The organism is Streptomyces sp. NPDC093252, assembly GCF_040683675.1.
GTDB lineage: Bacteria > Actinomycetota > Actinomycetes > Streptomycetales > Streptomycetaceae > Streptomyces.
The window spans coordinates 15,729-42,628 of record NZ_JBFBEM010000004.1 but is presented as its reverse complement, the minus strand read 5'-3'; the positions used below and the strand labels follow the sequence as shown (position 1 = coordinate 42,628).

At 72.7% G+C, this 26,900-nt stretch carries 23 protein-coding genes; 5 read left to right on the top strand and 18 right to left on the bottom strand.

Annotated elements, in window-relative coordinates; genetic code table 11:
• Positions 1-466 precede the first annotated feature (466 nt).
• Entirely contained in the window at positions 467-1,264 is a 798-nt protein-coding gene (locus tag AB0O01_RS09050) for a tyrosine-protein phosphatase (RefSeq protein WP_365311836.1), read from the top strand.
• Positions 1,265-1,376: 112 nt separating this feature from the next.
• On the opposite strand, the gene AB0O01_RS09045 is transcribed toward AB0O01_RS09050, so the two are convergent.
• From AB0O01_RS09045 to AB0O01_RS09020, 6 genes are all read right to left on the bottom strand, one after another.
• Positions 1,377-1,592, bottom strand: a complete 216-nt coding sequence (locus AB0O01_RS09045) for a DUF6126 family protein (protein WP_365311835.1) — start codon at positions 1,590-1,592, stop codon at positions 1,377-1,379.
• A complete protein-coding gene (locus tag AB0O01_RS09040) occupies positions 1,589-2,290 on the bottom strand; it encodes an XRE family transcriptional regulator (RefSeq protein ID WP_365311834.1) in 702 nt (233 codons plus the stop codon). The genes AB0O01_RS09045 and AB0O01_RS09040 overlap by 4 nt, the downstream gene beginning before the upstream one ends.
• Positions 2,291-2,370: 80 nt before the next feature.
• The gene (locus tag AB0O01_RS09035; protein WP_365311833.1) at positions 2,371-3,780 is read right to left on the bottom strand and encodes an aspartate aminotransferase family protein; all 1,410 of its coding nucleotides are present in this window, start codon (positions 3,778-3,780) and stop codon (positions 2,371-2,373) included.
• Positions 3,777-5,873 carry a 1-deoxy-D-xylulose-5-phosphate synthase gene (dxs, locus tag AB0O01_RS09030; RefSeq protein WP_365311832.1) on the bottom strand — a complete coding sequence of 699 codons (2,097 nt, stop codon included), beginning with the start codon at positions 5,871-5,873 and terminating at the stop codon, positions 3,777-3,779. The genes AB0O01_RS09035 and dxs overlap by 4 nt, the downstream gene beginning before the upstream one ends.
• Before the next feature lie 303 nt (positions 5,874-6,176).
• Positions 6,177-7,199: an adenosyl-hopene transferase HpnH gene (gene hpnH, locus AB0O01_RS09025; RefSeq protein ID WP_365311831.1), complete on the bottom strand. Its 1,023-nt coding sequence runs from the start codon at positions 7,197-7,199 to the stop codon at positions 6,177-6,179.
• 5 nt (positions 7,200-7,204) lie between these two features.
• Positions 7,205-7,849: a 1-hydroxy-2-methyl-2-butenyl 4-diphosphate reductase gene (locus AB0O01_RS09020; RefSeq protein WP_365311830.1), complete on the bottom strand. Its 645-nt coding sequence runs from the start codon at positions 7,847-7,849 to the stop codon at positions 7,205-7,207.
• 156 nt (positions 7,850-8,005) lie between these two features.
• Between AB0O01_RS09020 and AB0O01_RS09015 the strand changes: the two genes are divergently transcribed.
• A complete protein-coding gene (locus AB0O01_RS09015; protein WP_365311829.1) occupies positions 8,006-8,638 on the top strand; it encodes a hypothetical protein in 633 nt (210 codons plus the stop codon).
• A gap of 620 nt (positions 8,639-9,258) precedes the next feature.
• On the opposite strand, the gene shc is transcribed toward AB0O01_RS09015, so the two are convergent.
• From shc to AB0O01_RS08955, 12 genes are all read right to left on the bottom strand, one after another.
• Positions 9,259-11,334 carry a squalene--hopene cyclase gene (gene shc, locus AB0O01_RS09010; RefSeq protein ID WP_365311828.1) on the bottom strand — a complete coding sequence of 692 codons (2,076 nt, stop codon included), beginning with the start codon at positions 11,332-11,334 and terminating at the stop codon, positions 9,259-9,261.
• A gap of 119 nt (positions 11,335-11,453) precedes the next feature.
• Positions 11,454-12,590, bottom strand: a complete 1,137-nt coding sequence (locus AB0O01_RS09005) for a polyprenyl synthetase family protein (protein ID WP_365311827.1) — start codon at positions 12,588-12,590, stop codon at positions 11,454-11,456.
• On the bottom strand, positions 12,587-13,987 hold the full coding sequence (hpnE, locus tag AB0O01_RS09000) for a hydroxysqualene dehydroxylase HpnE (RefSeq protein WP_365311826.1): 1,401 nt from the start codon (positions 13,985-13,987) through the stop codon (positions 12,587-12,589). Before hpnE ends, AB0O01_RS09005 begins: the two co-directional genes overlap by 4 nt.
• Before the next feature lie 201 nt (positions 13,988-14,188).
• A complete protein-coding gene (gene hpnD, locus AB0O01_RS08995; RefSeq protein ID WP_365311825.1) occupies positions 14,189-15,139 on the bottom strand; it encodes a presqualene diphosphate synthase HpnD in 951 nt (316 codons plus the stop codon).
• The gene (gene hpnC, locus AB0O01_RS08990; protein ID WP_365311824.1) at positions 15,136-16,038 is read right to left on the bottom strand and encodes a squalene synthase HpnC; all 903 of its coding nucleotides are present in this window, start codon (positions 16,036-16,038) and stop codon (positions 15,136-15,138) included. Before hpnC ends, hpnD begins: the two co-directional genes overlap by 4 nt.
• Positions 16,039-16,398: 360 nt before the next feature.
• Positions 16,399-17,181 (bottom strand): ABC transporter ATP-binding protein, encoded by a 783-nt coding sequence (locus AB0O01_RS08985; protein ID WP_365311823.1) that lies wholly within the window; start codon positions 17,179-17,181, stop codon positions 16,399-16,401.
• The gene (locus tag AB0O01_RS08980; protein ID WP_365311822.1) at positions 17,174-18,103 is read right to left on the bottom strand and encodes an ABC transporter permease; all 930 of its coding nucleotides are present in this window, start codon (positions 18,101-18,103) and stop codon (positions 17,174-17,176) included. The genes AB0O01_RS08985 and AB0O01_RS08980 overlap by 8 nt, the downstream gene beginning before the upstream one ends.
• Before the next feature lie 102 nt (positions 18,104-18,205).
• Entirely contained in the window at positions 18,206-19,123 is a 918-nt protein-coding gene (locus tag AB0O01_RS08975) for a glycosyltransferase (protein ID WP_365312408.1), read from the bottom strand.
• Positions 19,124-19,242: 119 nt separating this feature from the next.
• Positions 19,243-20,022 carry a CDP-alcohol phosphatidyltransferase family protein gene (locus AB0O01_RS08970; RefSeq protein WP_365311821.1) on the bottom strand — a complete coding sequence of 260 codons (780 nt, stop codon included), beginning with the start codon at positions 20,020-20,022 and terminating at the stop codon, positions 19,243-19,245.
• Positions 20,000-21,061: an iron-containing alcohol dehydrogenase family protein gene (locus tag AB0O01_RS08965; RefSeq protein ID WP_365311820.1), complete on the bottom strand. Its 1,062-nt coding sequence runs from the start codon at positions 21,059-21,061 to the stop codon at positions 20,000-20,002. Before AB0O01_RS08965 ends, AB0O01_RS08970 begins: the two co-directional genes overlap by 23 nt.
• Positions 21,049-21,801, bottom strand: coding sequence for a phosphocholine cytidylyltransferase family protein (locus AB0O01_RS08960; protein WP_365311819.1), 753 nt, complete (start codon positions 21,799-21,801; stop codon positions 21,049-21,051). The genes AB0O01_RS08965 and AB0O01_RS08960 overlap by 13 nt, the downstream gene beginning before the upstream one ends.
• On the bottom strand, positions 21,798-23,588 hold the full coding sequence (locus tag AB0O01_RS08955) for a DUF5941 domain-containing protein (protein ID WP_365311818.1): 1,791 nt from the start codon (positions 23,586-23,588) through the stop codon (positions 21,798-21,800). The genes AB0O01_RS08960 and AB0O01_RS08955 overlap by 4 nt, the downstream gene beginning before the upstream one ends.
• Before the next feature lie 316 nt (positions 23,589-23,904).
• On the opposite strand from AB0O01_RS08955, the gene galE reads away from it, so the two are divergent.
• The 3 genes from galE (at position 23,905) to idi (ending at position 26,854) form a co-directional block, all read left to right on the top strand.
• Positions 23,905-24,876 carry a UDP-glucose 4-epimerase GalE gene (galE, locus tag AB0O01_RS08950; RefSeq protein WP_365311817.1) on the top strand — a complete coding sequence of 324 codons (972 nt, stop codon included), beginning with the start codon at positions 23,905-23,907 and terminating at the stop codon, positions 24,874-24,876.
• 135 nt (positions 24,877-25,011) lie between these two features.
• Positions 25,012-25,953: a cation diffusion facilitator family transporter gene (locus AB0O01_RS08945; protein WP_365311816.1), complete on the top strand. Its 942-nt coding sequence runs from the start codon at positions 25,012-25,014 to the stop codon at positions 25,951-25,953.
• Between the two features lie 307 nt (positions 25,954-26,260).
• Positions 26,261-26,854, top strand: coding sequence for an isopentenyl-diphosphate Delta-isomerase (idi, locus tag AB0O01_RS08940; RefSeq protein WP_365311815.1), 594 nt, complete (start codon positions 26,261-26,263; stop codon positions 26,852-26,854).
• Positions 26,855-26,900: the final 46 nt, after the last annotated feature.

The window sequence follows — 26,900 nt, the reverse complement described above, 5'->3', positions numbered from 1 at the left end:
GCGGCAGGATTCGGCGTTCCGCCCGGATTCGGTGGCGAACGTAAGCGACCTGGACGCACGGGGACAAGCAAGGGGTTCCATGTAAAGGCCCCGTTCTTGATCCATGCGGGTAATTCCCGGTCACCCTCCGTCGCATTTCCACCTGTCGAATCACTCAAGGGCCCATGAAAACGGGGTTGATTACGTGGGCATGAGGGGCGACGGACGGTCACGGATATGACGCTGCTCACGTGGTGCCGCGCCAGCTTCCTTTATTCCAGAGCGAGTTGTAATCAAGGTAATGAAGAATGGCAATTCGGACAGAATTCCCACATGCGGCACAGTCGGAGAAGTGGTGCATCGAGCAGCCAGAGTGAAGCATGGGGTTCTTTGTGGGCTTTCGCCCGTTTCGTCATGTCGTATCGTCAAAGGGAAGCCGCCACCCGGCAACGGAGCCGGGCGGGCGAGCCGACTGGGAGGAGCCCCCGTGACGCAGCAGGTCCCGTCGACCGAGCCCGAACTGGCCGGAATCCGCAATTTCCGTGACGTCGGCGGACTGCCGACCGTGGACGGCCGCCGGGTGCGGTACGGGGTGCTGTTCCGCAGCGGCCATCTCGCACACGCCACCACCGAGGACGCCGCTTTCCTGACCGGCCTCGGACTGCACACCGTCTTCGACTTCCGCAACTTCGCCGACCGGGGTCTGGAGGGCAGGGATGTCGAACTGCCCGGCGTGCGCAATGTGAACATTCCGCTGAGCGACCCGGCGGAGGGCGCGGAGTTCTGGGCGATGGTCCGGGACGGCGAGGTGGAGCAGCTCCGGGAGATCCTCTCCGAGGGCCGGGCGGCGGGCCGGATGATCGACTCGTACCGCAGGATCGTCGTCGAGCGCACGGGTGAGCACTCCCGGGTGCTGCACGCGCTCGCCGAGGACAGCGTCCCGGCGCTGATGCACTGCGCGGCGGGGAAGGACCGCGCGGGGCTGTCGATCGCGGTGACCCTGCTGGCGGTCGGGGTGGAGCGGGAGGCGGTCTTCGAGGACTATCTGAAGTCCAACGCCAAGCACCGCCGCTACAAGGTGCGCCGCGGCGGCGACGCCGCGACCGCCTACACCCCCGAGATCATGGAGCTGCTCAGTCCGCTCTTCGACGCGCGCGCCGAGTATCTGACGGCGGCCTTCGAGACCATCGAGGAGACCTGGGGCGGTGTCGAACCGTATCTGGAGCGGGGGCTGAAGCTCGCCCCGGAGACCCGTGAGCGGCTGCGGGAGCGGCTGGTGGGCTGAGAGGGCTGAAGGGCTGAAGGGCTGAGGGCTGAGCACGGCCGGGAGGCCGGGAGATCGGGCGGCGGCTCGGTGCCGCCGCGTCGGCCGCCCGGCCGCCACCGGTCCGGCCGGTCTACTTCGCGCCGACCTCGAAGAGCAGATAGAGGAACGCGGCGAAGACATGCCCCACCGCGACATAGATGAACAGCCGGATCCAGATGCCGGGGTACCGCTTCTCCTTGACCTTGGCGGGCCTGGCGGGCTGGACGGGCCCGGCGGGCCCGGCGCCGGTGGTTCCTGCGGTCCCGCCGGTTGCGGTGGGCCCGGTGGTTCCGGTGGTCTCACTCATCGCGTTTCTCCCGTGATCGGGCCGAGGCACAGCGCGGCCGTGGGGCTCTGCAAGAGGGTGTGGACGAAGAGCAGCTCGACGCCCTCCGGATCGCGGGCGGCGATCCGGTGCGGGGTGAGCGAGTCGAAGTGGGCGCTGTCCCCGGGGCCGAGCTGGTGCCCGGCGTCACCGAGGCGCAGCCGCAGCCGCCCCTTCAGGACGTAGAGCCACTCCTCGCCGGGGTGCACCCGGACGATGTCGCCCTGGGAGCCGTGGGGCACCTTGACCCGCAGGGCCTGCATGGCGCGGCCGGGGGCGCCGGTCTGCCAGTAGGTCCAGCCGCCGGCCTCGGTCGGGTCCATGTGGTCGCCGCGGATCACGGCGTCCCGGTCGGGGACGGTCTCGCCGAGCACCTCGGAGACCGTCGTACCGTAGACACGGGCGAGGGCGAGCAGCATGGGCAGGGAGGGCTGGCGTCCGCCGGTCTCCAGGCGGGAGAGGTGGGCGGGGGAGAGTCCGGCAGCCCGCGCCGCGGCCTCCAGGGTGAGCGAGGCCCGGCGGCGCAGGGCGCGCAACTGCGGGGCGACGGCCGGCAGGGGCTCGGCGGCGCCGGGCTCGATGCCGGGTTCCGTTCCGGTGCCGGTGCCGGTGGTGACTTCAGTTCCGGTCCCGGTCCCGGTGCCGGGGATGTGCTCCGGGGCGGTCTCTGGAGGGGTCATGCCCTCCATTCAGCCCGAGAATTACCTCCGAGGCAAATTGCTTGTCTCAGAGACAAGAACCCCGGTTCGGTCGCGGAACGTCAGCGGTTGGCCACCGCCTGTTTGACCAGGGTCCGGCCGAAGTCCCAGATGAGTCCGCCTCCGTTGTGGGCGTCGTCCATGACGTCCGTGAAGGCGGCCACGAAGCGGTCCACCTCCCGCTCCCCGATGGTGAGCGGCGGGATCAGTTTGATCACCTCCAGATGGTCGCCGGAGACCTGGGTGAGGATGCGGTGGCGCTGGAGCAGCGGGACGACCACCATCTGCGCGAAGAGCCCCTTGCGGGCCGCCTGGAGCATCGTCCAGCGGCTGCGCAGCCCCAGCGAGGTGGGCCGCCCGAACTCGATGCCGACCATCAGACCGCGCCCGCGCACATCGGCGAGCAGTTCGTACCGGTCGACCAGGGCGGCGAGGCGGGTGCGCAGCAGGTCGCCGGTGGCGCGGGCGTTCGCGACGATCTGCTCGTTCTCCATCACCGACAGCACGGCGAGGCCCGCCGCCATCGCCTGGGCGTTGCCGCCGAAGCTCGCCGAGTGCACCAGCACCCGGTCGATGGACGAGTAGACCTTCTTGAAGATCCAGTCCCGGCCCAGGGTCGCCCCGACCGGCACATAGCCGCCGGACAGCGCCTTGGCGACACAGACCAGGTCCGGCTCGACGCCCTCCTCGTGCTGGTACGCGTAGAAGTCGCCGGTGCGGCCGAGGCCGGTCTGCACCTCGTCGGCGATCAGCAGCGCCTTGTGCCGGTGCAGCAGGTCCTGGGCGGCGCGTAGATGGCCGGGCGGGGCGGCGTGCACGCCCTTGCCCTGGATCGGCTCGACGATCAGGGCGGCCACATCGCCCTTGCGCAGCTCGCGGGCGAGGGCGTCGAGGTCGCCGAGGGGGACGGCGGTGTCGGGCAGCAGAGGGGCGAAGCCGTCCCGGAAGCCGTCCTCGCCGTTGACGGAGAGGGAGCCGGTGGTCAGCCCGTGGAAGGCGTGGTCGCAGTACAGGATCCGGCGTCTGCCGGTGGCCCGGCGGGCGAACTTCAGGGCGGTCTCCACCGCCTCGGTGCCGCTGTTGCCGAAGAACACCCGGTCCAGGTGGGGGCTGTGGGCGAGGAGCCGTTCGGCGAGCAGTCCGGGCAGCGGCGGGCAGTCGAAGCGGGTGAGGTCGGCGAGCTGTGCGTCCAGGACGTCGTGCAGCGCCCGGCGGATCACCGGGTGGTGGCGGCCGAGGCCCATCACCCCGAACCCGGCGAGCATGTCGAGGTAGTCGGCGCCCTCGGTGTCGTAGAAGTAGGCGCCCTCGGCGCGCTCGTAGACCTTGTCGAAGCCGATGGTGTGCAGCATGCGCGGGAGCTGGTGGTTGAGGTGGCGGGCGTGCAGCTCGTAGCGCTCGGAGCCGCGTTCGGCGAGCAGCGCGGTGAGATCGAACGTCCCGGCGCCGGGGGCGCATCCGGGGGTGGTCATCGCTGGGTCTCCTCGGCGGGGGGTGTGGAGAGGGTGCGGGGGGTGCCGGTCCCGGCGGGGGGCTTGTCGGGGGTGCGAGGGGTGCGGTTCCCGGCGGGCGGCCCCGGTGGGTGGCTGCCGTCCCGGGCGGTCGTGGTGGTCCCCGGTGTGCCGGAGGTGGTGTCCCGGGTGGTCCCCGGTGGGCCGGAGGTGGTGTCCCGGGTGGTCCCCGGTGGGCCGGAGGCGTCCTGCCGGGCCAGGCTCGCGCTGATCCGGCCGGCGATCTCGACCGGCGTCAGCCCGATGTCGGCCAGCACCTCGGCGCGCTTGGCGTGGGCGAGGAACTGCTCGGGGACGCCGAAGCGGCGGACGGGGACGTCCACCTCGGCGTCGCCCAGCGCGAGGGCGACGGCGGAGCCGACCCCGGCGGCGCGGCTGTTGTCCTCGACGACCGCGACCAGCCGGTGCCGGGCGGCGAGCGGTGCCAGCTCGGGGTCGACGGGCTTGACCCAGCGCGGGTCGACCACCGTGCAGCCGGTACCGCGCGCTTCGAGCAGTTCGGCGGCCCGGAGGCAGACCGGGGCCATCACCCCGACCGCCACCAGCAGCACCTCGGGCCGGTCGGCGCGGTGCAGGACGTCCAGTCCGCCGATCCGGTCGACGGCCGGGAGGGCGGGGCCGACGGACTCCTTGGGGAAGCGGATCAGGGTGGGCGCGTCGTCCACTGCGACCGCCTCGCGGAGCTGGGCGCGGAGCTGGTCGGCGTCGCGGGGCGCGGCGATCCGCAGACCGGGCACGACCTGGAGCACGGACAGGTCCCACATGCCGTTGTGGGAGGCACCGTCGACGCCGGTGACCCCGGCGCGGTCCAGGACGAAGGTGACCCCGCAGCGGTGCAGGGCGACATCCATCAGGAGCTGGTCGAAGGCCCGGTTGAGGAAGGTGGCGTAGACGGCGACGACCGGGTGCAGGCCGCCGGTGGCCAGTCCGGCCGCGGAGACCGCCGCGTGCTGCTCGGCGATCCCGACGTCCCAGACCCGGTCCGGGAAGCGTTCGGCGAACTTCGCGAGGCCGACCGGGTGCAGCATGGCGGCGGTGAGGGCGACGACGTCCTCGCGCTCCTCGCCGATCGCCACGATCTCGTCGCCGAAGACGGAGGTCCAGGAGGGGCCGCCGGAGGGGGTGAGGGGCTCGCAGGTGAGCGGGTCCATCACCCCGACGGTGTGGAAGTGGTCCTCCTCGTGGGCGAGCGCCGGTTCGTAGCCGCGGCCCTTCTCCGTGAGGCAGTGCACCAGGACGGGGCCGTGGAAGCGTTTCGCGCGGCGCAGCGCGGACTCGACGGCACCGATGTCGTGGCCGTCGATGGGGCCGACGTACTTCAGGCCGAGGTCCTCGAACATGCCCTGCGGGGCGAAGGCGTCCTTGAAGCCCTTCTTGGCTCCGTGCAGGGCCTCGTAGACGGGGGTGCCGATGACGGGGGTGTGCTGGAGGACGTGTTTGCCCCAGGCGAGGACGCGTTCGTAGCTGTCGGTGGTGCGCAGGGTGGCGAGATGGTTGGCGAGGCCGCCGATGGTGGGGGCGTAGGAGCGTTCGTTGTCGTTGACGACGATGATCAGGGGGCGGTCGCGGGCGGCGGCGATGTTGTTGAGGGCTTCCCAGGCCATGCCGCCGGTGAGGGCGCCGTCGCCGATGACGGCGACGACATGGCCCGCCCCGCCCCGTACCTCGCGGGCCTTGGCGAGGCCGTCGGCCCAGCCCAGCGAGGTGGAGGCGTGGCTGTTCTCGACGATGTCGTGCTCGGACTCCTCGCGTGCGGGGTAGCCGGACAGACCGCCCTTGCCGCGCAGCTTGGAGAAGTCCTGACGGCCGGTGAGCAGTTTGTGGACGTAGCTCTGGTGGCCGGTGTCCCAGACGATCCGGTCGAGCGGTGACTCGAAGACCCGGTGCAGGGCGACGGTCAGTTCGACCACGCCCAGGTTGGGCCCGAGATGCCCACCGGTCCTGGCGACCGCCTGTACCAGGAACTCCCTGATCTCTTCGGACAGTTGAGCGAGCTGCGCCTCGGGCAGCGCCTTCAGGTCGCGTGGTCCCCGGATGCTCTCCAGAATCGTCACGCTCGACCCCCTTCGGTCCGTGCCGTTCCACCCTGCTGTTCGGCTGTGCTGTCCCAGGTCACGGGTCGTGGTTCATCGACTGCACGGAGACCGGGCCCCGCCCCCGACCACCACCGGCCGCCACCGGCCCGGCCCGACCCGGATCCGCCGCGACGGGCGTCGCACGGCGATCGGGCGGGCCGGTACCCCCGGTACCCCCGGTACCCCCGGTACCCCGGGGACGCCCGGGGAGACGGCGGTCACGGTGTCAGTCCTCAGTCGTCAATCGTCAATCGTCAGCCCTCGGTCCTCGGTCCTCGGTCCTCAGTCCCGGTTCCCGCCGACCGTCTCGCGCATGGCCCGCAGGGACTCCTTGAGGGAGCCCATGGTGGCCAGGACGGCGGTGGGCTCGTAGCCGCAGTGCGCCATGCAGTTGGCGCAGCGCGGGTCCTTGCCCCGGCCGTACTTGTCCCAGTCGGTCTTCTCGATGAGTTCGCGGTACGTCGGGACGTAGCCGTCGCTCATCAGATAGCAGGGGCGCTGCCAGCCGAAGAGGGAGTAGTTGGGGATCGCCCAGGCGGTGCAGGGGAAGTCGACCTTGCCCTCCAGGAAGTCCAGGAAGAGCGGGGAGTGGTTGAGCCGCCACTTGCGCCGGTTGCCACCGGAGAACGCCTTCTTGAAGAGTTCCCTGGTCTGCTCGACGCCGAGGAAGTGCTCCTGGTCGGGGGCCTTCTCGTAGGCGTAGGCGGGCGAGATCATCATCTCGTCGACCTGGAGGTCGTCGTTGAGGAAGTTGAGCACCTCGACGATGGTCTGCGGGGTGTCGGTGTTGAAGAAGGTCGAGTTGGTGGTGACGCGGAAGCCGCGCCGCTTGGCCTCCTTGATGGCGGCGACCGCCTCGTCGAAGACACCCTCCTTCGCCACCGACTCGTCGTGCCGCTCGCGCAGCCCGTCGATGTGGACGGCGAAGGCGAAGTAGGGCGAGGGGGTGAACTTGTCCATCTTCTTGCGCAGCAGCATGGCGTTGGTGCACAGGAAGACGTACTTCCGCTTGGCCACGAGCTGACGGACGATCTCGTCGATCTGGGGGTGCATCAGCGGCTCGCCACCGGCGATGGACACCATCGGGGCGCCCGATTCGAGCACCGCCCCGACCGCCTGCGCGACCGGCATGCGCTGCTTGAGCACGCCGGCCGGGTGCTGGATCTTGCCGCACCCCTCGCACTTCAGATTGCAGGCGAAGAGCGGCTCAAGCTCCACGATCAGCGGGAACTTGTCCCGTCGGCGCAGCTTCTGTTCGGCCAAGTATGTAGCGACCTTGATGGACTGGCGCAGCGGCATGGCCATCGGGCTCACCTCCTGGGGAGCAGCACACTACGGTGCCATTCGAAGAAAGTCGGTAGGACGGAACGCAGCACGCGGAAAGCTGATATTCCACCGCGCACCGTGCCGATCCGGACGAGTTCATGTTCTGGAGCGTCCACGACCACCCGGACGGCCGCAACCGGGCGCTCGCCCGCCCGGACGGCGCTCAGGAGCGTGGCGGCGGACTCCATGTCGACGGCGATGGCGCCGGTGGCGCGCAGGGCGGACCGCTCCGGGCCCCGGACCACATGGTCGGAGCCGGTGAGCGGGCCCGTGTGGACACGGCGGCCGGGCAGGGCGCGGGTGAGCTCCCTGACGAGGGTCTCGGTGCCCGCGCAGCGGACTGTGCCGCGCGGGTCGCGGGTCTCCTCGGCGACCACCAGGTCACCAGGGTGCATCCCGGGGGCGAGTCCGGCGCAGAAGCCGGTGGCGAGGACGGCGGCGCCGGTCAGGGCCGGGTCGGCGAGGATCCGGCCCAGGGAGCATTCGGCGGCCCTGGGGCCCATGCCGGTGCGCACCACGGTGACCGGGCCCGCGGCTCCGCCGCGCTCCCCCAGACGCAGGGCGAGATGCTCGATACCGAGCGCACAGGCGATCAGTAGCGGGGGCCCTCCGGGCGGGGTGGGGCTCACGCTGGGCGGGGTGGCGCCCACGCTCGGCCGGGTGGCGCCCACGCCGGGCCGGGTGCCCGTCGCGCTCGGCGCGGGGCCGGTCGCGCTCGGCGGGGCGCCCGTGTCGCCGGGGCGGGGGGCTTGTGCGGCGGGGTGGCGGGCTTGTGCGGCGGGGGCGTGGCCGGGCCGTCCGGGGCGGTGGCCTTGGTCGCCGGGGCGGATGCCCGCAACGCCGGGCTCCTGGCCGGGCCGGTGGCCTCGTACGCCGGGGGCGTGGCGTGGCCCGTCGGGGCGGGGGGCTGCGGGGCTGCTGGCTGCACCCGGCCCAACGGGGCTGGGAGCTGCGGGACCGGCGGCTGCACCCGGCCCGCCGGGGCGGGGGGCTCCGGTACGGAAGCCTCCGGTGCCGGGACCTGCGCCCCGCCCGCCGGGGCGGTCAGCTCCGGCGACGGCGGCTTGATCCGGCGTGCCGGGGCGGCCACCTCCCGGACCAGCGCTTTCACCCGGCCCGCCGGGGCGGCGGCCCCGGGCAGCAGCTCCGTCACCCGACCCAGCGAGCCGGTCGTCTCCGGCACCGACATCTTCACCCGACCCATCGGGCCAGGGGCCTCGGGCACCAGGGCCGTCGCCCGACCCGCCGGACCGGCCATCTCCGGCACCACCGCCCTCGCCCAACCCGCCAGGCCACTCACCTCCGACGCCAACGCCTTCGACCAACCCACCCAACCGGTCACCTCCGGCACCAGGGGCCTCGACCGACCCGCCGGACCGGCGACCCACCGTGCCGAGCCCTTCGCCCGATCCACCTGAACGGGGGCCACCCGCATCGGGCTCGCCACCCGGCCCGGCAGCCCGGCGGCCTCCGGTGCCGACGCCTGCGCCCGGCCCACCGGGGCGGCCACCTCCGGCACCAGCACCGTCACCCCATCCGCCAGGGCGACCGCCCCCGGCACCAGCACCGTCACCCGACCCACCCGCCCCGGCGCCCACCGCGTCGGAGCGGTGGCCCCGGTCGCCGGAGGCGCCGAAGGGACCCGGCGCGCCAAAGGCCCCGGAGGCCCCGGAGGCGTCGGCCCGTACGACGAGCGGCTCACCGGGCCCGTCAGCCCCCACCGCACCCGGACCGGCCACCCCAGCCGCACCAAGACCAGGCACCCCCGCCCCACCGGCACCCGCCACCTCAGCCGCACCAGGACCCGCCGCCCCGGCCCCACCGGCACCGGACACCCCAGCCCCGCCAGAACCAGGCACCCCGGCCCCACCGGCACCGGACACCCCAGCCCCACCAGGACCAGGCGCCCCAGCCCCACCGGCACCGGACACCCCAGCCCCACCAGAACCAGGCGCCCCACCCCCACCGGACACCCCGGCCCCGTCAGCCCCCTCACCCGCATCGCCCACCCCGTCGTCGTTTCCGTCGAGGTGGGTCATCAGCTCTCCCCGGCCCCGGTGAGCTGGCCCTTCTCCACGCCGGGGGCCGTGACCGTGCCGGGGCGGGCGGGGGCGGGCCGGGTGGCGGGGGGATGTCGGACGAGGCTGTCGAACGGGTCGCCGTGGACGTAGCGGCCGAGCGCGGTGAGCGGGAAGACCTGGCGGTAGAGGTGGTAGTTGATGGAGAAGTCCCAGGGGAAGCCGGTGCCGGTGAAGTACGGCTCGTCCCAGGAGCCGTCCTCCTTCTGGGTCTCGGCCAGCCAGCGCACCCCGGACGTGACGGCGTCGGACTCCCGCTCCCCCGCCGCGAGCAGGGCCATCAGCGCCCAGGCGGTCTGCGAGGCGGTGGAGGCGCCCTTGCCGCTCCAGCTCTTGGTGTCGCTGTAGGAGCGCAGGTCCTCGCCCCAGCCGCCGTCGTCGTTCTGGGCGTTCTCCAGCCAGCGGACCGCCCGGCGGATCGCGGGATGGGTGCCGGGGATCCCGGCGGCGGTGAGGGCGGGCACCACGGAGCCGGTGCCGTAGATGTAGTTGACGCCCCAGCGGCCGAACCAGGAGCCGTCCGGCTCCTGTTCGGCGAGCAGCCAGGCGATGCCGCGCCGGGTGCGCGGATCGTGGGTGAGGCCCTCGACGGCGAGCATCTCCACGACATGCGCGGTGACATCCGCCGAGGGCGGGTCGATGACCTCGCCGAAGTCGCAGAACGGCAGCTTGTTGGGGAACGGGCTGGTGTTGTCGACGTCGAAGGCGCCCCAGGCCCCGTCCCGGGACTGCATGCCGAGCTGCCAGCGCACCCCGCGCGCGACGGCCCGGTCCACCCGCTCGGGGTCGGGATGGCGGACCCGGCGCAGGGCGAGGACCACCTCGGCGCTGTCGTCGATGTCGGGGTAGTTGTCGTTGTGGAACTCGAACGCCCAGCCGCCGGGCGGCAGTCCGGGGCGGCGCACGGACCAGTCGCCGGGCCGGACGATCTGCTCACTGAGCATCCAGTCGGCGGCCTTGACCAGTTGGGGATGGTCGGCGGGGACCCCGGCGTCGGCGAGGGCGATGGTGGCGAGGCAGGTGTCCCAGACCGGAGACTGGCACGCCTCGATCATCCGGGCGCCGTCCTCGCGCCAGACGGCGTAGCGGTCCAGGGACTCCAGGCCCGCCCGCATCACGGGGTGTTCGAGGTCGTAGCCCAGCAGATGGAGGGCAATGATCGAGTAGACGGCGGGGGGCTGGATGCCGCCCCAGGCGCCGTCGTTCTCCTGGCGCTCGATGATCCAGCGGGCGGCGGTGTTCATGGCCGCCCGGCGCACCGCGCGCGGGGCGACCCTGCGGTAGACGTGGAGGGCCTTGTCGAGGCGCTGGAAGAAGCCGTCCCAGCTCGCCGCGGGGGCCGGTGGCCGGGGCGGGTTGGGGCGGGCGGGGTCGGTGTGGAGTTCGTCCAGCGGGAAGGGCGCGGGGCGCACGGGGCGCTGGGCGCCGACGATGGTGAGGGGGACGATCGTCTGCCGGGCCCAGCAGCCGAAGTCGTAGATGTTGAGCGGCACCCACTTCGGGAAGTAGATGATCTCCGGGGGGAGTTCGGGGAGGTCGTCCCACCGCCACCAGCCGAACAGGGCGAGCCAGATCCGGGTGAAGACCCGGGCCCCGGCGAGACCGCCCCGCTCGCGGACCCAGGCGGACGCCTTCGCCATGTGCGGGTCGTCGGGGCGGTCCCCGGCCAGCCGGAGGGCGACGTACGCCTCGATGGTGGTGGAGAGTTCGCCGGGTCCGCCGAGGAAGGTGGCCCAGGTGCCGTCCTCGCGCTGTTCGCCGCGGATGAAGAGGGCGGCGGCGCGGGTGGTGGCCTCGTCGCGGATGCCGAGGAACTGGCGCAGCAGCAGATCCTCGGCGTCCATCGTCACGTTGGTCTCCAGGTCGCCCTTCCACCAGCCGTTGGGGTCCTGGAGAGACAGGAGGAAATCGGTGGCGCGCAGGTTCGCGCGCCGGGCGGCTTCTTCGACCCCGGCCGCGGCGGGGGTGGTGCTTTCGCTGGCCGCGGCAGCGCGGGGCGGCAGGGCCCCGGTGCTTCCGTCGGTCGTCGCTGTCATGGCTTCCCCTTCGTGCAGTGTGCAGTCGGTGCGTCTGCTGGGTCCGCCGTCGGCCGGTACGCTCGCTCTGCTCGCTGTACCGGCCGGCGACTACGCGAGGATGGTTCGACCGATAGTGATCATCTCTTTCGTACGACGACGAAGTCGGCGAGCGCCGTGAACCGGGCCCGCACCGGGTCGGGCATGTCGATGGCGTCGAGGGCTTCGATGGCGGTGAGGTGCTGACGGCGGGCCTCTTCGGCGGTCCACTCGCGACCGCCGGCCTCTTCGATCAGGGCGGCGCGGGCGGCGAACTCCTCCTCGGAGAAGTGCGCGAAGTCGCTGCTCTTGGCGTCCGCGGCGAGGATCTCGCCGAGCCGTTCGGAGGCGGGTCCCCCGGCGGCGAGCGCGGCGACCACGGGCAGGGACTTCTTGCGCTGGCGCAGATCGCTCCACGCCTGCTTGCCGGTGGCGCCCGGGTCGCCCCAGATGCCGAGGAGGTCGTCCACGGCCTGGAAGGCGAGACCGAGGTGGTGGCCGTACTTCTCCAGGGTGTCGGCGGTGCGGTCGTCCGCGCCGCCGAGCACGGCGCCGATGGAGCTGGCGCAGGCCAGCAGGGCGCCGGTCTTGTTGCCCTCCATCTCCAGGCACTCCTCGACGCTGACGCGGTCGCGGTGCTCGTAGGAGATGTCCTGGGCCTGCCCGTCGATCAGGGCGCGGGTGGCGGTGGTGAGGCGGCGGGTGGCGCGGCCGGCCTCGACGGTGCCGAGTTGCAGGAGCACGTCGTTGGCCAGCGCGAACAGGGCGTCGCCGACCAGGATGGCCTGGGCGGGGCCGTGCACCTTCCAGACGGTGTCGCGGTGGCGGCGCTGTTCGTCGCCGTCCATGAGGTCGTCGTGCAGCAGGGAGAAGTTGTGCACGAGTTCGACGGCGACCGCGCCGGGCACGCCGGTCTCCGGGGCGGCCCCGGTGACCTCGGCGGAGAGCACGGCGAGGGCGGGGCGCACGGCCTTGCCTCCGTCGCCGTCGGCGGGGCGGCCCTCGGCGTCGATCCAGCCGAAGTGGTAGGCGGCGACGGTGTCCATGGGCGGGGCCAGGCGGTCCACCGCCGCCCGCAGCACCGGGGTGGCCAGGGTCCGGCCGCGCTCCAGCAGCGCGGTCACGTCCACCGCTGCCGGGCGGGCGGCCGGGGCGGCCGGGGGCACAGTGGGCACAGTCTCTCCTCTTGTTGCGGTGCTGGAGGTGCGGGGGCCCGCCGCGCGCGGTTCGGGGCTCATGCGGCCTCCTCCACGTCGAAGAGGTGGGCGGGGCGGGGCCGTCCCAGGGCACGCAGCGCGGCGTCCGCCGCGGTGATGCCGCTGCGGACCGCACTCTCCATGGTCGCGGGCCACCCGGTGGCGGTCCACGCTCCGGCCAGGTACAGGCCGGGGGCTTCGGTGCGGGCGCCGGGCCTGAGCGGTCCGGTGCCGGGGGCGGGGGCGAAGGTGGCGGTGCGCTCGCGGGTCACGAAGAAGTCCCGTACCCCGGCCCCGCGGGTGAGCGGCAGCAGCCGTTCCAGTTCGGGCAGATAGCGGGCGCGCAGGTCGGCCACCGGCCGGTCGATGTCGTCCTGCGCGGCCGACTGGGACAGCGCCAGATACTGGCCGCCGTCCTTCAGCCCGGACGCGGCGGTGCGGTCGAAGACCCACTGGACGGGGCTGCCGAGGGCGGCGAAGAAGGGGGCGTCGAGGACCGTGCGGTCGTAGACCACATGGACGTTGAGGATCGGTGCGGTGCCGAGGGCGAGCAGCCGCTCGGGGCGCTCCAGCGCGCCCTCCGGAAGCAGCGCGTGCGCCTCGTCCTGGGGCACGGCGAGGACGACCGCGTCGGCTTCGATGCTCTCGCCGGGAACCTGGACGCTCCACCGGCCGTTGGCGAGGGTGGAGACGGAGGTGACGCGTGAACGGACCTCGGTACGGACGCCCGCGGAGTCGAGCGCCTTGCGCGCCAGCCGGTCGTGCAGTTCTCCCAGGGGTACATGTGCCCAGCCGATGTCGGCGGCTCCCGGGTCGGACAGCAGACCGGTCTTGAACACCATCGCGGCGAGCGCCAGCGAGGCGTCGCCCGCGACCGCGTTGAGGGTGGCGACCCCGACCAGGTCCCACAGGGCCTCGACGGCACGCGCCGATTGGCCGTGCTCGGCCAGCCACCTGCCGAAGTCCTGCCGGTCCAGGGTCGGATCGGCGAGGTCCAGCCCCTTCAGCGCGAGTGCGGCGCGCCCTACCGCGGCCCGCTCGGCGAGCGAGAGATGCGGGTACGTCGCGAGGCTGCGCCCCAGGTGCAGGGGGACGGGCAGCGCGTCGCGCCGGATTCTGCCCAGCCGCCGTCCCTCGGGGCGGTCGGCGTCGACGACGGGTACGTCGAGGCGGCGCTGGAGCGGGGCGAGCGCGGCGGCGTCGATCCGGTCGAGGAACCAGCGGTAGGCGGTGCAGCAGCGCAGATACACATGCTGGCCGTTGTCGATGGTGAGGTCGCCGCGCCGGAAGGAGAAGGCGAGGCCGCCGAGGCGTGGTCGGCCTTCCAGGAGGGTGACCTGGACGCCCGCGTCGGCCAGCGCGAGGGCGGTGGTGGTGCCCGCGAGGCCGCCGCCGACGATGACTGCGCGGCGGGTGGGCTGTGACGTGCCGTCAGGCATGACGCGCCTTCCCTGGGGCGTGGTGGCGGGTGGTGGGGCGGGTGCGGGTTCGCCGGGGCCGGTCGCGCAGTTCCCCGCGCCCCTTGAGGGTGCTGCCGGACTGCCGACGGCGTCGTGCGCGTTGCTCCCTCAGGGACGCGGGCCGCCCGTCGGGAGTTGCCCCGGGTTCGTCTCCCTCTGCCGTCCGTCCCGTATCGGCCATCAGGCGCGCCTCCTGACGGTCCCGCGGGTGACATGACGGGCGTCCAGGCCGGACAGGCCCCGGACGGCGACGTACGCCTTCTCGCGGCCCGGCAGGGAGACCCGGCCGCGCAGGACGGCTCCGGGGTCGCGTTCGATGCGGTCGAGGAGCCTGCGGTAGATCCCGGCCATCGCGGCGACACAGGCGCCGCTGCGCCGGTCCAGCAGGGGCAGCAGCCGGTAGCCCTCGGCGAACAGGGCGCGGGCGCGGCGTACTTCGAAGTGCACCAGACCGGCGAAGTCGGAGCCCTCGGGCGGCAGCGGTCCGGCGAACCCGGCGGAGCAGCCGAACTTGGCGAGGTCGTCGGCCGGGAGGTAGGTCCGGCCGCCCTCGGCGTCCTCGCGGACATCGCGGAGGATGTTGGTGAGCTGGAGGGCGAGGCCGAGGGTGTCGGCGTACTCGGGGGCCCGCTCGGCGCCGCGCGCGCCCGGTTCGGTGCCGAACACGCCGAGGGAGATCCGGCCGATGGCCCCGGCGACACAGCGGCAGTACGCCTTGAGGTCGTCCCAGGTCTCGTAGGTCTCGCCGCGTACGTCCATCTGGACGCCGTCGATCAGCTCGTCCAGGCCGCCGAGCGGGATGGGGAACCGGGCGGCGGCGTGGCTGAGGGCGACCGCGACGGGGTCGGTGTCGTCCTCGTCGACCCGGCCGTCGCGGACCCGGGCGAGCAGGGCCCGGGTGTCGTCGAGCCGGGTCGCCTTGATGTCGTCCGCCAGGTCGCCGTCGCCGATGTCGTCGACGCGGCGGGAGAAGGCGTACAGCGCCGACATCGCCCGCCGCTCGGGCGTGGGCAGCAGCCGGATGCCATAGGCGAAGTTCCTGGCCTGCTGGCCGGTGACGGTCTCGCAGTAGCTGTAGGCGGCGAGTACCGGTGCGGACGGCTGTGCGGTGTGCTCCACGGTCCGGATCACCCCTCTCCTCGCAGAGTGACGCCCACCTGACGCAGCAGTTGGAGCCTGCCGGGCCTGGGCGGGCCGGGAAGTACGTCGTACCCGGCGGCGGTGATCGCGTCGATCGCCGCCCTTCCCCCCGCCACGAACCCGGCCAGCAGCAGTCTCAGCCTGCCGTGGACGCTGCCCACCAGGGGGGCGCCCTCATCCAGCAGGGCGCGGGCGCGGTGCGCTTCGAAGGCGACCAGGGCGCGCACCGAGGCGCTCGCGGTCTTCGCGGCGAGGTCGGTTTCCTGGACGTGGAAGCGTTTCATGTCCTCGGCGGGTAGGTAGACGCGGTCGCGGCCGAGGTCCTCGGCCACGTCCTGGAGGTGTTCGACGATCTGGAGGGCGGTGCAGATGGCGTCGGAGCGGCGGATCCGCTCGGGGGTGGAGGTGCCGGTCACACCGAGGACGAGACGGCCCACGGGGTTGGCGGACAGCTCGCAGTAGGCGAGCAGGTCGTCGTAGGTCTCGTAGCGGGTGACGAGCTGGTCCTGGCGGTTGGCGGCGATCAGGCCGAGGAACGGCTCGGGGGGCAGATCGCGGCGGTGCACGGTGGGGGCGAGGCGGCGCAGCAGGGGGTGGCGGGGTTCGCCGTCGTAGACCCGGCGCAGATCGGCCTCGAAGGCGTCCAGGAGGTGGAGGCGGTCACCGGCGCGGTCGGGGGTGACTCCGAGGAGGCGGGCGTCGGCGCCGCCGGGGGCGAGGTCGCCGTCGCCGATGTCGTCCACCAGACGGGCGAAGCCGTAGACCGCCATCAGGTCGGCGCGCCAGTCGCGGGGGAGGAAGAAGGGGGCGACGGGGAAGTTCTCGTCGGCCGCCTTGTCGAGCGTGTCGCGCTCGGGGTTCTGGGTGCCCGTCGCGTTCAGTGCCGTCATCGTTTGCTGCCCGGGGCGAGAACGGCACATGCTGCGAAGAGCTGGGGAGTTTCCGTAGCCATTGCCGTCACATCTCCCGTTCTACACTGCCTACCCAATAGACACTATTTCGGACACGCCGCCCTGCGCTTCCCGCGCCCGGCCCCAGTGCCGGGCGCGCGCATTATCGCCCCACTTGCCGCGATTCGGCACCCCTACAGCTTACGTTGTACAACGCAGAACGGACCGCGGGGGTGTCCTGGGCATCACAACAACACACCGATTGGCGCCAAGATTCCTCGGGCCGGACAGAGTTGACGTCCGCTTTGCAAACGCGGGGCCCCGCCGGAAGGGTTCCGGCGGGGCCCCGTGCCGAACCGGCTACCGGCCGGTGAATTTCTCGTACTCCTTGAGGACCTCGTCGGTGGGGCCGTCCATGCGCAGTTCGCCGCGCTCCAGCCACAGGACGCGGTCGCAGGTGTCCCGGATCGACTTGTTGTTGTGACTGACCAGAAAGACCGTGCCGGCTTCCTTGCGGAGTTCCCGGATGCGTTCCTCGGAGCGCTTCTGGAACTTCCGGTCGCCGGTCGCGAGCGCCTCGTCGATCATCAGCACATCATGGTCCTTGGCGGCGGCGATGGAGAAACGCAGCCGCGCCGCCATGCCCGAGGAATATGTCCGCATGGGCAGGGTGATGAAATCGCCCTTCTCATTGATACCGGAGAAGTCCACGATTCCCTGGTAACGCTCTCTGATCTGCTCACGGGTCATCCCCATCGCGAGACCGCCGAGGATGACATTGCGCTCGCCGGTCAGATCGTTCATCAGAGCCGCGTTCACCCCGAGCAGCGAGGGCTGCCCATCGGTGTAGACCTTGCCGCTCTCGGCCGGGAGCAGCCCGGCGATGGCCCGCAGCAGGGTGGACTTGCCGGAGCCGTTGGAGCCGATGAGTCCGACGGCCTCGCCCCGGTAGGAGGTGAAGGACACGCCCCGCACGGCGTGCACCTTGCGCACCCCGCGCTGCTCGCCGCCGCGCTTGAGTATCCGGCTGAGTGCGGCGGTGGCGCTGCCCTTGCCGGTCTTGGCGCCGTTGACCCGGTAGACGATGTGCAGATCGTCCGCGATGACGGTGGGGATCCGTGCCCCGGTGAACTGCTCAGCCACGGCCGTACTTCTCCTCCGCCTTCCAGAAGTACACGAACCCGCCGACGGCGAAGAGGGCCGCCCAGCCGCCCGCGATGGCCCAGACATGGTCGGGCAGGTTCTCCGAGCCGTAGCCGTCGATCATCGCGAAGCGGACGAGGTCCATGTAGACCGCGGCCGGGTTGCACTGGAGGACCGTCGAGATCCAGCCCGGGTGGTCGGCCAGCATGATCGGGATCGAGTACATCACACCGGACGCGTACATCCAGGTGCGCATCACGAACGGCATGAGCTGGGCCAGGTCCGGGGTGGCCGACCCGGCCCGCGCCATGATCAGGGCGAGCCCGGTGTTGAACAGGAACTGGAGCGCCAGCGCGGGCACGATCAGCAGCCAGGACATCGACGGCAGGCTGCCGAAGGCGACGGTCACCGCGACCAGCACGATCATCGAGAACAGCAGTTGCTGGAGCTGCTGGAGCGAGAACGACACCGGCAGCGAGGCCCGCGGGAAGTGCAGCGCCCGCACCAGCCCCAGGTTCCCGGAGATGGCCCGCACGCCCGCCATCACCGAACTCTGCGTGAAGGTGAACACGAACACGCCGGTGACCAGGAACGGGATGTAGACATCCCGGCTCATCCCGCGGTCGGCCTGGAGGATCACACCGAAGATGAAGAAGTACACGGCCGCGTTGAGCAGCGGGGTGACCACCTGCCACAACTGGCCCAGCTTGGCCTGGCTGTACTGGGCGGTGAGCTTGGCCCGGGAGAACGCCAGGATGAAATGGCGGCGGTCCCAGAGCCGGCGGACGTACTCGACGAGGGAGGGCCGGGCCCCGCTGACGGCCAGGCCGTACTTCGCGGCCAGCTCCGCCGGGCTCATCGCCTCGTCGGGCGACACGGGCGCGCTCACCGCGACCGTGGCGTCGTGCGTTGTCTCACTCACAAGGGGAAACTTTCGTCTTCGATGTGCGCGGCCCACCACGGGCACGGCACGGTCCGGCGGCCCCCGGGCCATCGCCCCGGAAACCCGTCAGGGACGAGCTTGTCAGATCACCGGGGGACGGCCCAGTCGGGTCAGCCGCCACACCGTACGCCACTTCATCGGGCGGCGCGGACCGCACGGGCTGGTCCAGCCCTCGCGGAAGCCGCCGAACCAGGCGCGCAGCGCCGAGCGGGACGGCCGGCGGGCCAGGGTGAGCAGCAGCCAGACGCCGAGATAGACGGGGACCAGGGGCGCGGGCAGATTGCGGCGGGCCAGCCAGACCCGGTTGCGGGCCACCATCCGGTGGTAGACCGCGTGCCGGGAGGGCGCCGTCGTCGGGTGGTACAGCACCATGTCGGAGCGGTAGTCGATCATCCAGCCGGCGTCCAGCGCCCGCCAGGCGAGATCGGTCTCCTCATGGGCGTAGAAGAACGCGTCGGGCAGCGCGCCGACCTCGGCGAGGACCTGGGTGCGCACCGCGTTGGCGCCGCCGAGGAAGGTGGTGACCCGGGAGGAGCGCATCGGGTCGGAGGCGCGCAGCCGGGGGACGTGGCGGCGCTGGGTGCGCCCGGTGTCGGGGTCGGCGATGCGGAAGCTGATGATGCCCAGGCGCGGGTCGCCGGTGAAGGCGGCACGGCACAGCTCGGCGGTGTCGTGGTGGGCGAGCAGTCCGTCGTCGTCCAGGAAGAGCAGGACGTCGACGTCCCGGCCGCCGGGGCCGAACGCCTCGATGCCGACATTGCGGCCACCGGGTATGCCGAGGTTCTCCGGCAGCTCGATGGTGCGCACCCCGGCGGGGACGTCGGGGACGGGTGAGCCGTTGCCGACCACGACCACCTCGACCCGGTCGCCGTCCTGCTTGGCTATCGAGTCCAGCAGGGCGCGCAGTTCGTCGGGGCGGTTGCCCATGGTGATGACGACGGCGCCGACGACACTGACCGCGTCGGGGCGGGCCCCGGACTCGCCCCGGGGGGCGGGTATCCGGGGGGTGGTGCCGGAGCCGTCCGGGGTCTCGGACCCGGTGCCCGGTGCGGTGTCGGAACCGGTGCCGGGTGTGCCGCCGGGTGTGGTGTCGGCGCGGTCCGCGCCGCCGGAGGCGCTCACCGGAGCCTGCTCGACACCAGGATGGACACCAGGTGCAGCAGCGTCTGGAGCAGCGCGATCCCGGCGAGGACGGCGACGCCCAGGCGGGTGAAGAAGAGATCGCCGCGGCTCGCGTCGAGGACCGCGAGGAGCAGGATCAGCAGGGTCGCCTCGATGCCGAGGATCAGCCGGTGGAACTTCAGGGCGGCGGCGGCCCTGCGGGCGAGCGCCATGCCGGAGGAGCGGGGCTCGGCCGCGGACTCCTGCACCGGGGGCAGCCCGCCCTGGTGCCGGGCGACGCCCACGAGGTCGGTCTCGGCCTTGATCAGGATGGCGCCGAGGGCGGCGAGGGTGCCCAGGAACGCCCACAGCCAGTCGATCCGGCCCTCGCCCCAGACATCGGCGGCGCGCAGTCCGAGGCCGACCAGGACGGCCGCGTCGGTGAGGTAGGCGCCGACCCGGTCCAGATAGACACCGCCCAGCGAGTACTGCTTCTTCCAGCGGGCTATCTCGCCGTCGACGCAGTCCAGCAGCAGATAGAGCTGGACCATGACCACGCCGAGCACCGCGCCGGTGATGCCGGGCACCAGCAGGGCCGGGAGCGCGAGCACCCCGCACAGGGTCATCAGGTACGTGAGCTGGTTGGGCGTGACCCGGGTGTTCACCAGGTAGCGGTCGACGCGCAGGGACACCTCGCGCATGTAGAGGCGTCCCGCCCAGTGCTCACCGCTGCGCCGGTCCTTGACCCCGGCGGGGTGGACGACGGGCCTGAGTTCAGCTACCGATGGCCTTGACATAGTCGGCGTAGATGTCCTTGATCTGGTGGGTGTTCAGGTCGAGGTGTTCGAGGATCGTGTAGCGGCCGGGGCGGGTCCGCGGGGCGAACTCCACGACCCGGACGAATTCCTCCTCCGTGAAGCCGATCTCCCCCGGCAGCACCGGCAGTCCGTGGCGGCGCAGCACCCCGGCCATGAAGACGGCCTCGTCGTGGGCGCCGCGCAGATACATCGCGAAGGCCGCGCCGAGTCCGCACTGCTCGCCATGGGCGGCGGCGCGCCTGGGGTGGAGCAGGTCGAAGGCGTGGTTGATCTCGTGGCAGGCGCCGGAGGAGGGCCGGGAGTCGCCGGAGACGGACATGGCGATCCCGCTGAGCACCAGGGCCTCGGCGAGCACCTGGAGGAAGTCCTGGTCGCCGACGCCGCCGGGGTGGCGCAGCACGGCCTCACCGGCCTGGCGGGCCATGGCGGCGGCGAGGCCGTCGATCTTCTCGCCCTTGACCCGGTGGGCCAGCTCCCAGTCCCGGATGGCGGAGATGTTGGAGACGGCGTCGCCGATCCCGGCCCGGACGAAGCGGACCGGGGCCTCGCGGATCACATCGAGGTCGATGAGGACCGCGATCGGGTTGGGCACACCGTAGGAGCCGCGTCCGGCGTCGTTGTCGAGGGTGGCGACGGGCGAGCAGAGTCCGTCGTGGGCGAGGTTGGTCGGCACGGCGACCAGGGGCAGCCCCACCCGGGCGGCGGCGAACTTGGCGCAGTCGATGATCCGGCCGCCGCCGAGGCCGACGAGGGCGTCGAAGTGCCCGGCGCGCATCTCGGCGGCGAGGCGCACGGCGTCGTCGAGGGTGCCGCCGCCGACCTCGAACCAGGTGGCGCCGGGCAGCGAGGGCGCGACCCGCGCGCGCAGCCGGGCGCCGGAGCCGCCGCTGACGGCGACGGCCAGCTTGCCGGAGTGGGATATCCGCTCGTCGGCGAGGACGGCACCGAGGTCGTCCAGGGCGCCGGGGCGGATGTCGACGACGACCGGGGAGGGGATGAGCCTGGTCAGTACCGGCACGCGATCTCCCGTCCCCGGGCCAGATCGTCGTGGTTGTCGATCTCGACCCAGTCGACGTCGCCGATGGGCGCCACGTCGATGCGGAAGCCGCGGTGCACCAGTTCCTGGTAGCCGTGCTCGTAGAACTGCTGGGGGTCGGTCTCCCAGACCGTGCGCAGCGCGTCGCCGAGTTCGGGGGCGGCGTCGCCCTCGATGAGGGTCACGCCTATGTACTCGCCGGTCGCCTCGGCCGGGTCCATCAGCTTGGTGATCCGGGTCATGCCCCCGTCCGGGCCGACGACGACCTTCATCTCCTCGTCGGCGAGGGACTTCACGGTGTCCAGGGCCAGGATGATCTTCTTGCCGTCGCCGCGCGCGGCCAGCAGGGTCCGCTCGACGGAGACCGGGTGGACGGTGTCGCCGTTGGCGAGGATCACCCCGTCCTTGAGCGCGTCCCGCCCGCACCACAGGGAGTAGGCGTTGTTCCAGTCCTCGGCCCGGTCGTTGTCGATCAGGGTGAGCTTGAGCCCGTACGTCCGCTCCAGGGCCTCCCTGCGGGCGTACACGGCCTCCTTGCGGTAGCCGACGATGACGGCGGCCTCGGTGAGGCCGATCTCGGCGAAGTTGCCGAGGGTGAGGTCCAGCACGGTCGGCTCGCCCTCGACGCCCTCGGGCCCGACCGGCACCAGCGCCTTGGGCAGGGTGTCGGTGTAGGGGCGCAGACGCCGGCCGGCGCCGGCCGCCAGCACGAGGCCGATCATGCGGGTTCTCCTTCGTCGTGTACGGCGGGCGCTCCGGCCCGGTGCGAGGCCACCCAGAAACGGACGCTCTCGGCGACCACCAGCAGGGCCAGGGCCACCGCGAGCGCGGTGAGCGCGAGGGCGAACGCCTCCCCGGTGAGCAGCGCGGCCAGCACGGCGACGAGCAGCACGCGCCCTTCCTGTCCCCCTGCGGCCCGCACCAGCCAGGCCGGTGGCGCCCCGGCGTTCCCGCGGATGCGGTAGACCGTGTCGTAGTGATGGTAGGCGACGGCCGCCACCAGCCCGAAAGCTGCCGGTAGGGCTCCGTTCACCTCCGCGTGGGCGGCGAGGACCAGGACGGTGCCGTACTCGGCGACCCGGAACAGCGGCGGGACCAGCCAGTCCAGGGCGCCCTTCAGCGGCCGGGCGAGGGCCTGACCGGCGGTGATCGCGTAGACCAGGGCGCCGGCGACCGGGGCCCAGGTGACGCCGGAGAAGAGCGAGGCGGCGAGGACGGCGGTACCGGCGGCGGCGATCAGCGGCGGGGCGCCGAGGCGCCGGGGCGTGATCCGTGCCACGGCTCCGGCGAGGGGGCCGTTGTCGGCGAGGTCGGCGAGTGCCTGGGCGGCCCGGTCGGTGCGGTGGGCCCTGCGGGTGAGGGAGCGCAGGACCCGCCCGGCGGTGGTGTAGGCGGCGGCGAGGGCGCAGCCGACGAGCAGCGCGTAGAAGGTGACGCGGGGGGTGGTGAGGGCGGTGAGCACGGCGATCATGGCCCAGCGCTCGCCGATCGGCAGCACGATCATCCGGCGCAGCCAGACCGTCCAGCCGACGCTGTCGAGGCGGTCGGAGAGGGCGGCGGTGGGGCTGGTGTTGGCGGTGGCGTCGTGGTTGGCCTCGTTGAAGGAGAAGTCCACGACATGGCGGCCGGTCTGGAGGACCATCGCGGCCAGCGCCAGCGCCCATACGTCGTCGCCGCCGCGGGCCGCGCCGAGGGCGAGTCCGGCGTAGTAGGCGTACTCCTTGGCCCGGTCGAAGGTGGCGTCGAGCCAGGCGCCGAGGGTGGAGTACTGGAGCGAGTAGCGGGCGAGCTGGCCGTCGGTGCAGTCCAGGACGAAGGACGCGATCAGCAGGACACCGGCGGCGACGAAGCCGCCCCGGGTGCCGGTGGCCGCGCAGCCCGCCGCGATCAGCGCGGTGAGCAGGGAGGCGGTGGTGACCTGGTTGGGGGTCAGTCCGCGCCGGGCGCACCAGCGGGCGAGGTAGCGGGAGTAGGGGCTGATGAAGAAGGTGGTGAAGAAGCCGTCCCGGGCCTTGACCGCGGACTTCAGCCGGACGGCCTCGTCGTCGACGGCGGCGACGGCCCCGCGGGCCTCGTGGCGGGCCTGGGGGTCGGCGGGGACCTCGGCGACCAGGGTGCCCAGCTCGGGGCGGTGCGGGGCGGTGCCGTCGGCGGTGAGGGCGGCGGCCACCCGGTCCGGGAGGCTGTCGAGCAGGACGGTGCCCCCGGCGGACCGCTCCCGGGCCAGCGCCCGGGTCAGTTCCTGGCGTCCGGCGGCCTGGGCGGTGACGGCGCCGGGGACGGCGGCGAGCGGGAAGCGCGGGTCGGTCAGTCCGAGGCGCAGCGCGTGCGGGTGGCCGACGAAGCGGGCGTCGACCAGGGCGACCCGGTCGGCGGCCGGGACCCGGGCGAGCAGCGACTCGGCGTCGGCGGTGCCGGAGGCGATGCGCACCTCGAAGCCGAGCGACCGCAGATCGGCCTCGATGGACGATCCCGGGACCGGCTGGCCGGTGAGGATGGCGGTCGGCAACCGAACTCACTCCCTGGGTGCCGACGCGTCCGCGCCGGTCATGTGCATGGTGGGGGCGCCCTCTTGGCGCCTGTGGGGGCGCCCGGCGGGCGGCATCCGGCAGAGGCTATCGGATGATCGGAAGACCGCGTTCACCGGCCGTTCACGGTCCGGACGGCGCGGTTTGCCCTGCCTGTGCTGTCGATCATCATGGGGGATGCGCGGGCCGCCGTACAAAATCGCACGGCAGAGCGGTCCATCGCACGGCAGAACGGGGCATTGAGGGGCCAACCCGCCGGTAATCGGTTCCCTGGGGACCGGCTTAGGGTGGGCGACCATGACGTGGCTGATCACCGGCGGTGCCGGTTACATCGGGGCCCATGTGGTGCGTGCCATGACCGGGGCCGGGGAACGGGTGGTCGTCCTGGACGATCTGTCGTCGGGGATACGGCGGCGGCTCCCGGCCGGGGTGCCGCTGGTCGACGGGTCGTATCTGGACGGGCCGCTGCTGCGGCGGATCCTCGCCGGGCACGGGGTGAGCGGGGTGGTGCACCTGGCGGCCCGCAAGCGGGTCCCGGAGTCCCTGGAGCGGCCCACGGAGTACTACCGGGACAACGTCGGCGGGCTCGCCACGCTCCTGGAGGCGGTGGCGGACGCCGGGGTGGACCGGTTCCTGTTCTCCTCCTCCGCGGCCGTCTACGGCGCCCCGGACGCGGAGCTGATCACCGAGGACACCCCGTGCGCCCCGCTGAACCCGTACGGCGAGACCAAGCTGGCCGGTGAGTGGCTGGTCCGGGCGGCGGGATCGGCGCACGGGATCGCCACGGCGTGCCTGCGGTACTTCAACGTGGCCGGCGCCGCCGCCCCCGAGCTGGCCGACACCGGGGTCTTCAACGTCGTCCCGATGGTCTTCGACCGCCTCACCCGCGACGAGGCCCCGCGCATCTTCGGCGACCGCCACCCGACCCCGGACGGCACCTGCGTACGGGACTACATCCATGTCGCCGATCTGGCCGAGGCGCACCTCGCGGCGGCCCGGCGGCTGTCGGCGGGCGGCGCGGGCGGCGATCTGACCGTGAACATCGGGCGCGGCGAGGGCGTCTCGGTGCGGGAGCTGGTGACGCTGATCGGCGAGGTGACCGGCGACCGCCGGCCGGCGCTGGTGGAGGGCCCGCGCGCGGGTGACCCGCCCCGGGCGGTCGCCTCGGCCGCGCTGGCCGCGAGGGAACTGGGCTGGACGGCCCGGCACGGGCTCGGCGAGATGGTGGAGTCGGCGTGGCGCGGCTGGCTGCTCCAGCACCCGCGATGATCACCCACCCGGCCTGACCTGCGGTTCATTTCCGCAGGTCAGAGCAGATGACAACGGTGTTCAGTGCCGCGTTGCCCGATACCCCCCACCCGTAGTTCACTGTGATCGCGGACCGATCACAGGAGGCGGTTTTTCATGGGCGCTGGGCACGATCACGGGCATTCCCACGGCCCGCCGGCGGGCAGCGGCACGGCGGCTGCCGCGTACCGGGGGCGGCTGCGGATCGCGCTGGGCATCACCGTCAGCGTCATGGTCGTGGAGATCGTCGGCGGGATGCTGGCCGACTCGCTCGCCCTGATCGCCGACGCGGCGCACATGGCGACCGACGCGGTGGGGCTCGGCATGGCGCTGCTCGCGATCCATTTCGCGAACCGCCCGGCCAGCGAGCGGCGCACCTTCGGGCTGGCCCGCGCCGAGATCCTCGCCGCCCTGGCCAACTGTCTGCTGCTGCTCGGCGTCGGCGGCTATGTGCTCTTCGAGGCGATCCAGCGGTTCATCACCCCGGCGGAGACGGCGGGCGGCACGACCATCGTGTTCGGTCTGATCGGCCTGGTCGCCAACATCGTCTCGCTGTCGCTGCTGATGCGCGGCCAGAAGGAGAGCCTGAACGTCCGCGGCGCCTTCCTGGAGGTGCTGGCGGACGCGCTGGGCTCGGTCGCGGTGATCGTCGCGGCGGTGCTGATCCTCACCACCGGCTGGCAGGCCGCCGACCCGGTCGCCTCGCTGGTGATCGGCCTGATGATCGTGCCGCGCACCCTCAGGCTGCTGCGCGAGACGCTGGACGTGCTGCTGGAGTCGGCCCCCAAGGGCGTCGACATGGCGGAGGTGCGGTCGCACATCCTGGCCCTGGAGGGCGTGCAGGACGTGCACGATCTGCACGCCTGGACGATCACCTCGGGCATGCCGGTGCTCTCCGCGCATGTGGTGGTGCGCCCGGACGTGCTGAGCGCCATGGGGAACGAGAAGATGCTGCACGACCTACAGGGCTGCCTCGGGGACCACTTCGACGTGGAGCACTGCACCTTCCAGCTCGAACCCAGCGGGCACGCGGAGCACGAGGCGGGGCTGTGCCACTGAGGGCGTAGCCGCCCCGCGGGGCGGGCGCGCTGAGTGGGCGCAGGGGGCGGGAGGGGTGGAGGGTCCCCGGGTGCCGCGGGGGGGCGCCCGGGTGCTGGGGGCGCGGGCGCCGGAGTGCGCCCCCTGCGCCGTCGTTCACGCCCCCACCTCGGGCGATTCCCCTCCCGGCGGGCCGGGCACGATCACCTTCCGTGCCCGAGAAGGGCGCCCGTGCCGGGCGGGGGACATGCCGGGTGTGCCCGGGAAGTGCCGGGCGCCGCCCGATTCGTGCGGCAGACTGGGGCGAGAACCGAGGCGAAGGATGGGTATGCCGATCACACCTGCCACCGCGACGCACAGCGCGTCGGACGGCACCGCGGAAGCGATCATGCTCGAACTGGTCGACGAGAGCGGTGTGACCATCGGCACCGCGGAGAAGCTCGCCGCGCACCAGCCGCCCGGACAGTTGCACCGGGCGTTCTCGGTGTTCCTGTTCGACGACCGCGGACGGCTGCTGCTCCAGCAGCGGGCACTCGGCAAGTACCACTCCCCCGGTGTCTGGTCGAACACCTGCTGCGGCCACCCCTACCCCGGTGAGGCACCCTTCGCGGCGGCGGCCCGGCGCACCCACGAGGAGCTGGGGGTGTCGCCGTCACTGCTGGCCGAGGCGGGCACGGTCCGCTACAACCACCCGGACCCGAAGTCGGGCCTGGTGGAGCAGGAGTACAACCACCTCTTCGTCGGCATGGTCCAGTCCCCGCTGCGGCCCGACCCGGAGGAGGTCGGGGAGACCGCGTTCGTGACGCCCGGGGAGCTGGCCGAGCGGCACGCCGAGGACCCCTTCTCGTCCTGGTTCATGACCGTGCTGGACGCCGCGCGGCCCGCCATCCGGGAGCTCACCGACCCGTCGACGGGCTGGTGACGGAGCAGCCGCACCGACCGGACGCAAGCCCGCCGGAACGTTTCCG

Coding starts and splice junctions, on each gene's coding strand:
- AB0O01_RS09045 (WP_365311835.1), bottom strand. CDS start 1,592: ATGAGTGAGACCACCGGAACCACCGGGCCCACCGCAACCGGCGGGACC.
- AB0O01_RS09040 (WP_365311834.1), bottom strand. CDS start 2,290: ATGACCCCTCCAGAGACCGCCCCGGAGCACATCCCCGGCACCGGGACC.
- AB0O01_RS09035 (WP_365311833.1), bottom strand. CDS start 3,780: ATGACCACCCCCGGATGCGCCCCCGGCGCCGGGACGTTCGATCTCACC.
- hpnH (WP_365311831.1), bottom strand. CDS start 7,199: ATGGCCATGCCGCTGCGCCAGTCCATCAAGGTCGCTACATACTTGGCC.
- shc (WP_365311828.1), bottom strand. CDS start 11,334: ATGACAGCGACGACCGACGGAAGCACCGGGGCCCTGCCGCCCCGCGCT.
- AB0O01_RS09005 (WP_365311827.1), bottom strand. CDS start 12,590: ATGAGCCCCGAACCGCGCGCGGCGGGCCCCCGCACCTCCAGCACCGCA.
- hpnE (WP_365311826.1), bottom strand. CDS start 13,987: ATGCCTGACGGCACGTCACAGCCCACCCGCCGCGCAGTCATCGTCGGC.
- hpnC (WP_365311824.1), bottom strand. CDS start 16,038: ATGACGGCACTGAACGCGACGGGCACCCAGAACCCCGAGCGCGACACG.
- AB0O01_RS08970 (WP_365311821.1), bottom strand. CDS start 20,022: ATGTCAAGGCCATCGGTAGCTGAACTCAGGCCCGTCGTCCACCCCGCC.
- AB0O01_RS08960 (WP_365311819.1), bottom strand. CDS start 21,801: ATGATCGGCCTCGTGCTGGCGGCCGGCGCCGGCCGGCGTCTGCGCCCC.
- galE (WP_365311817.1), top strand. CDS start 23,905: ATGACGTGGCTGATCACCGGCGGTGCCGGTTACATCGGGGCCCATGTG.
- AB0O01_RS08945 (WP_365311816.1), top strand. CDS start 25,012: ATGGGCGCTGGGCACGATCACGGGCATTCCCACGGCCCGCCGGCGGGC.
- idi (WP_365311815.1), top strand. CDS start 26,261: ATGCCGATCACACCTGCCACCGCGACGCACAGCGCGTCGGACGGCACC.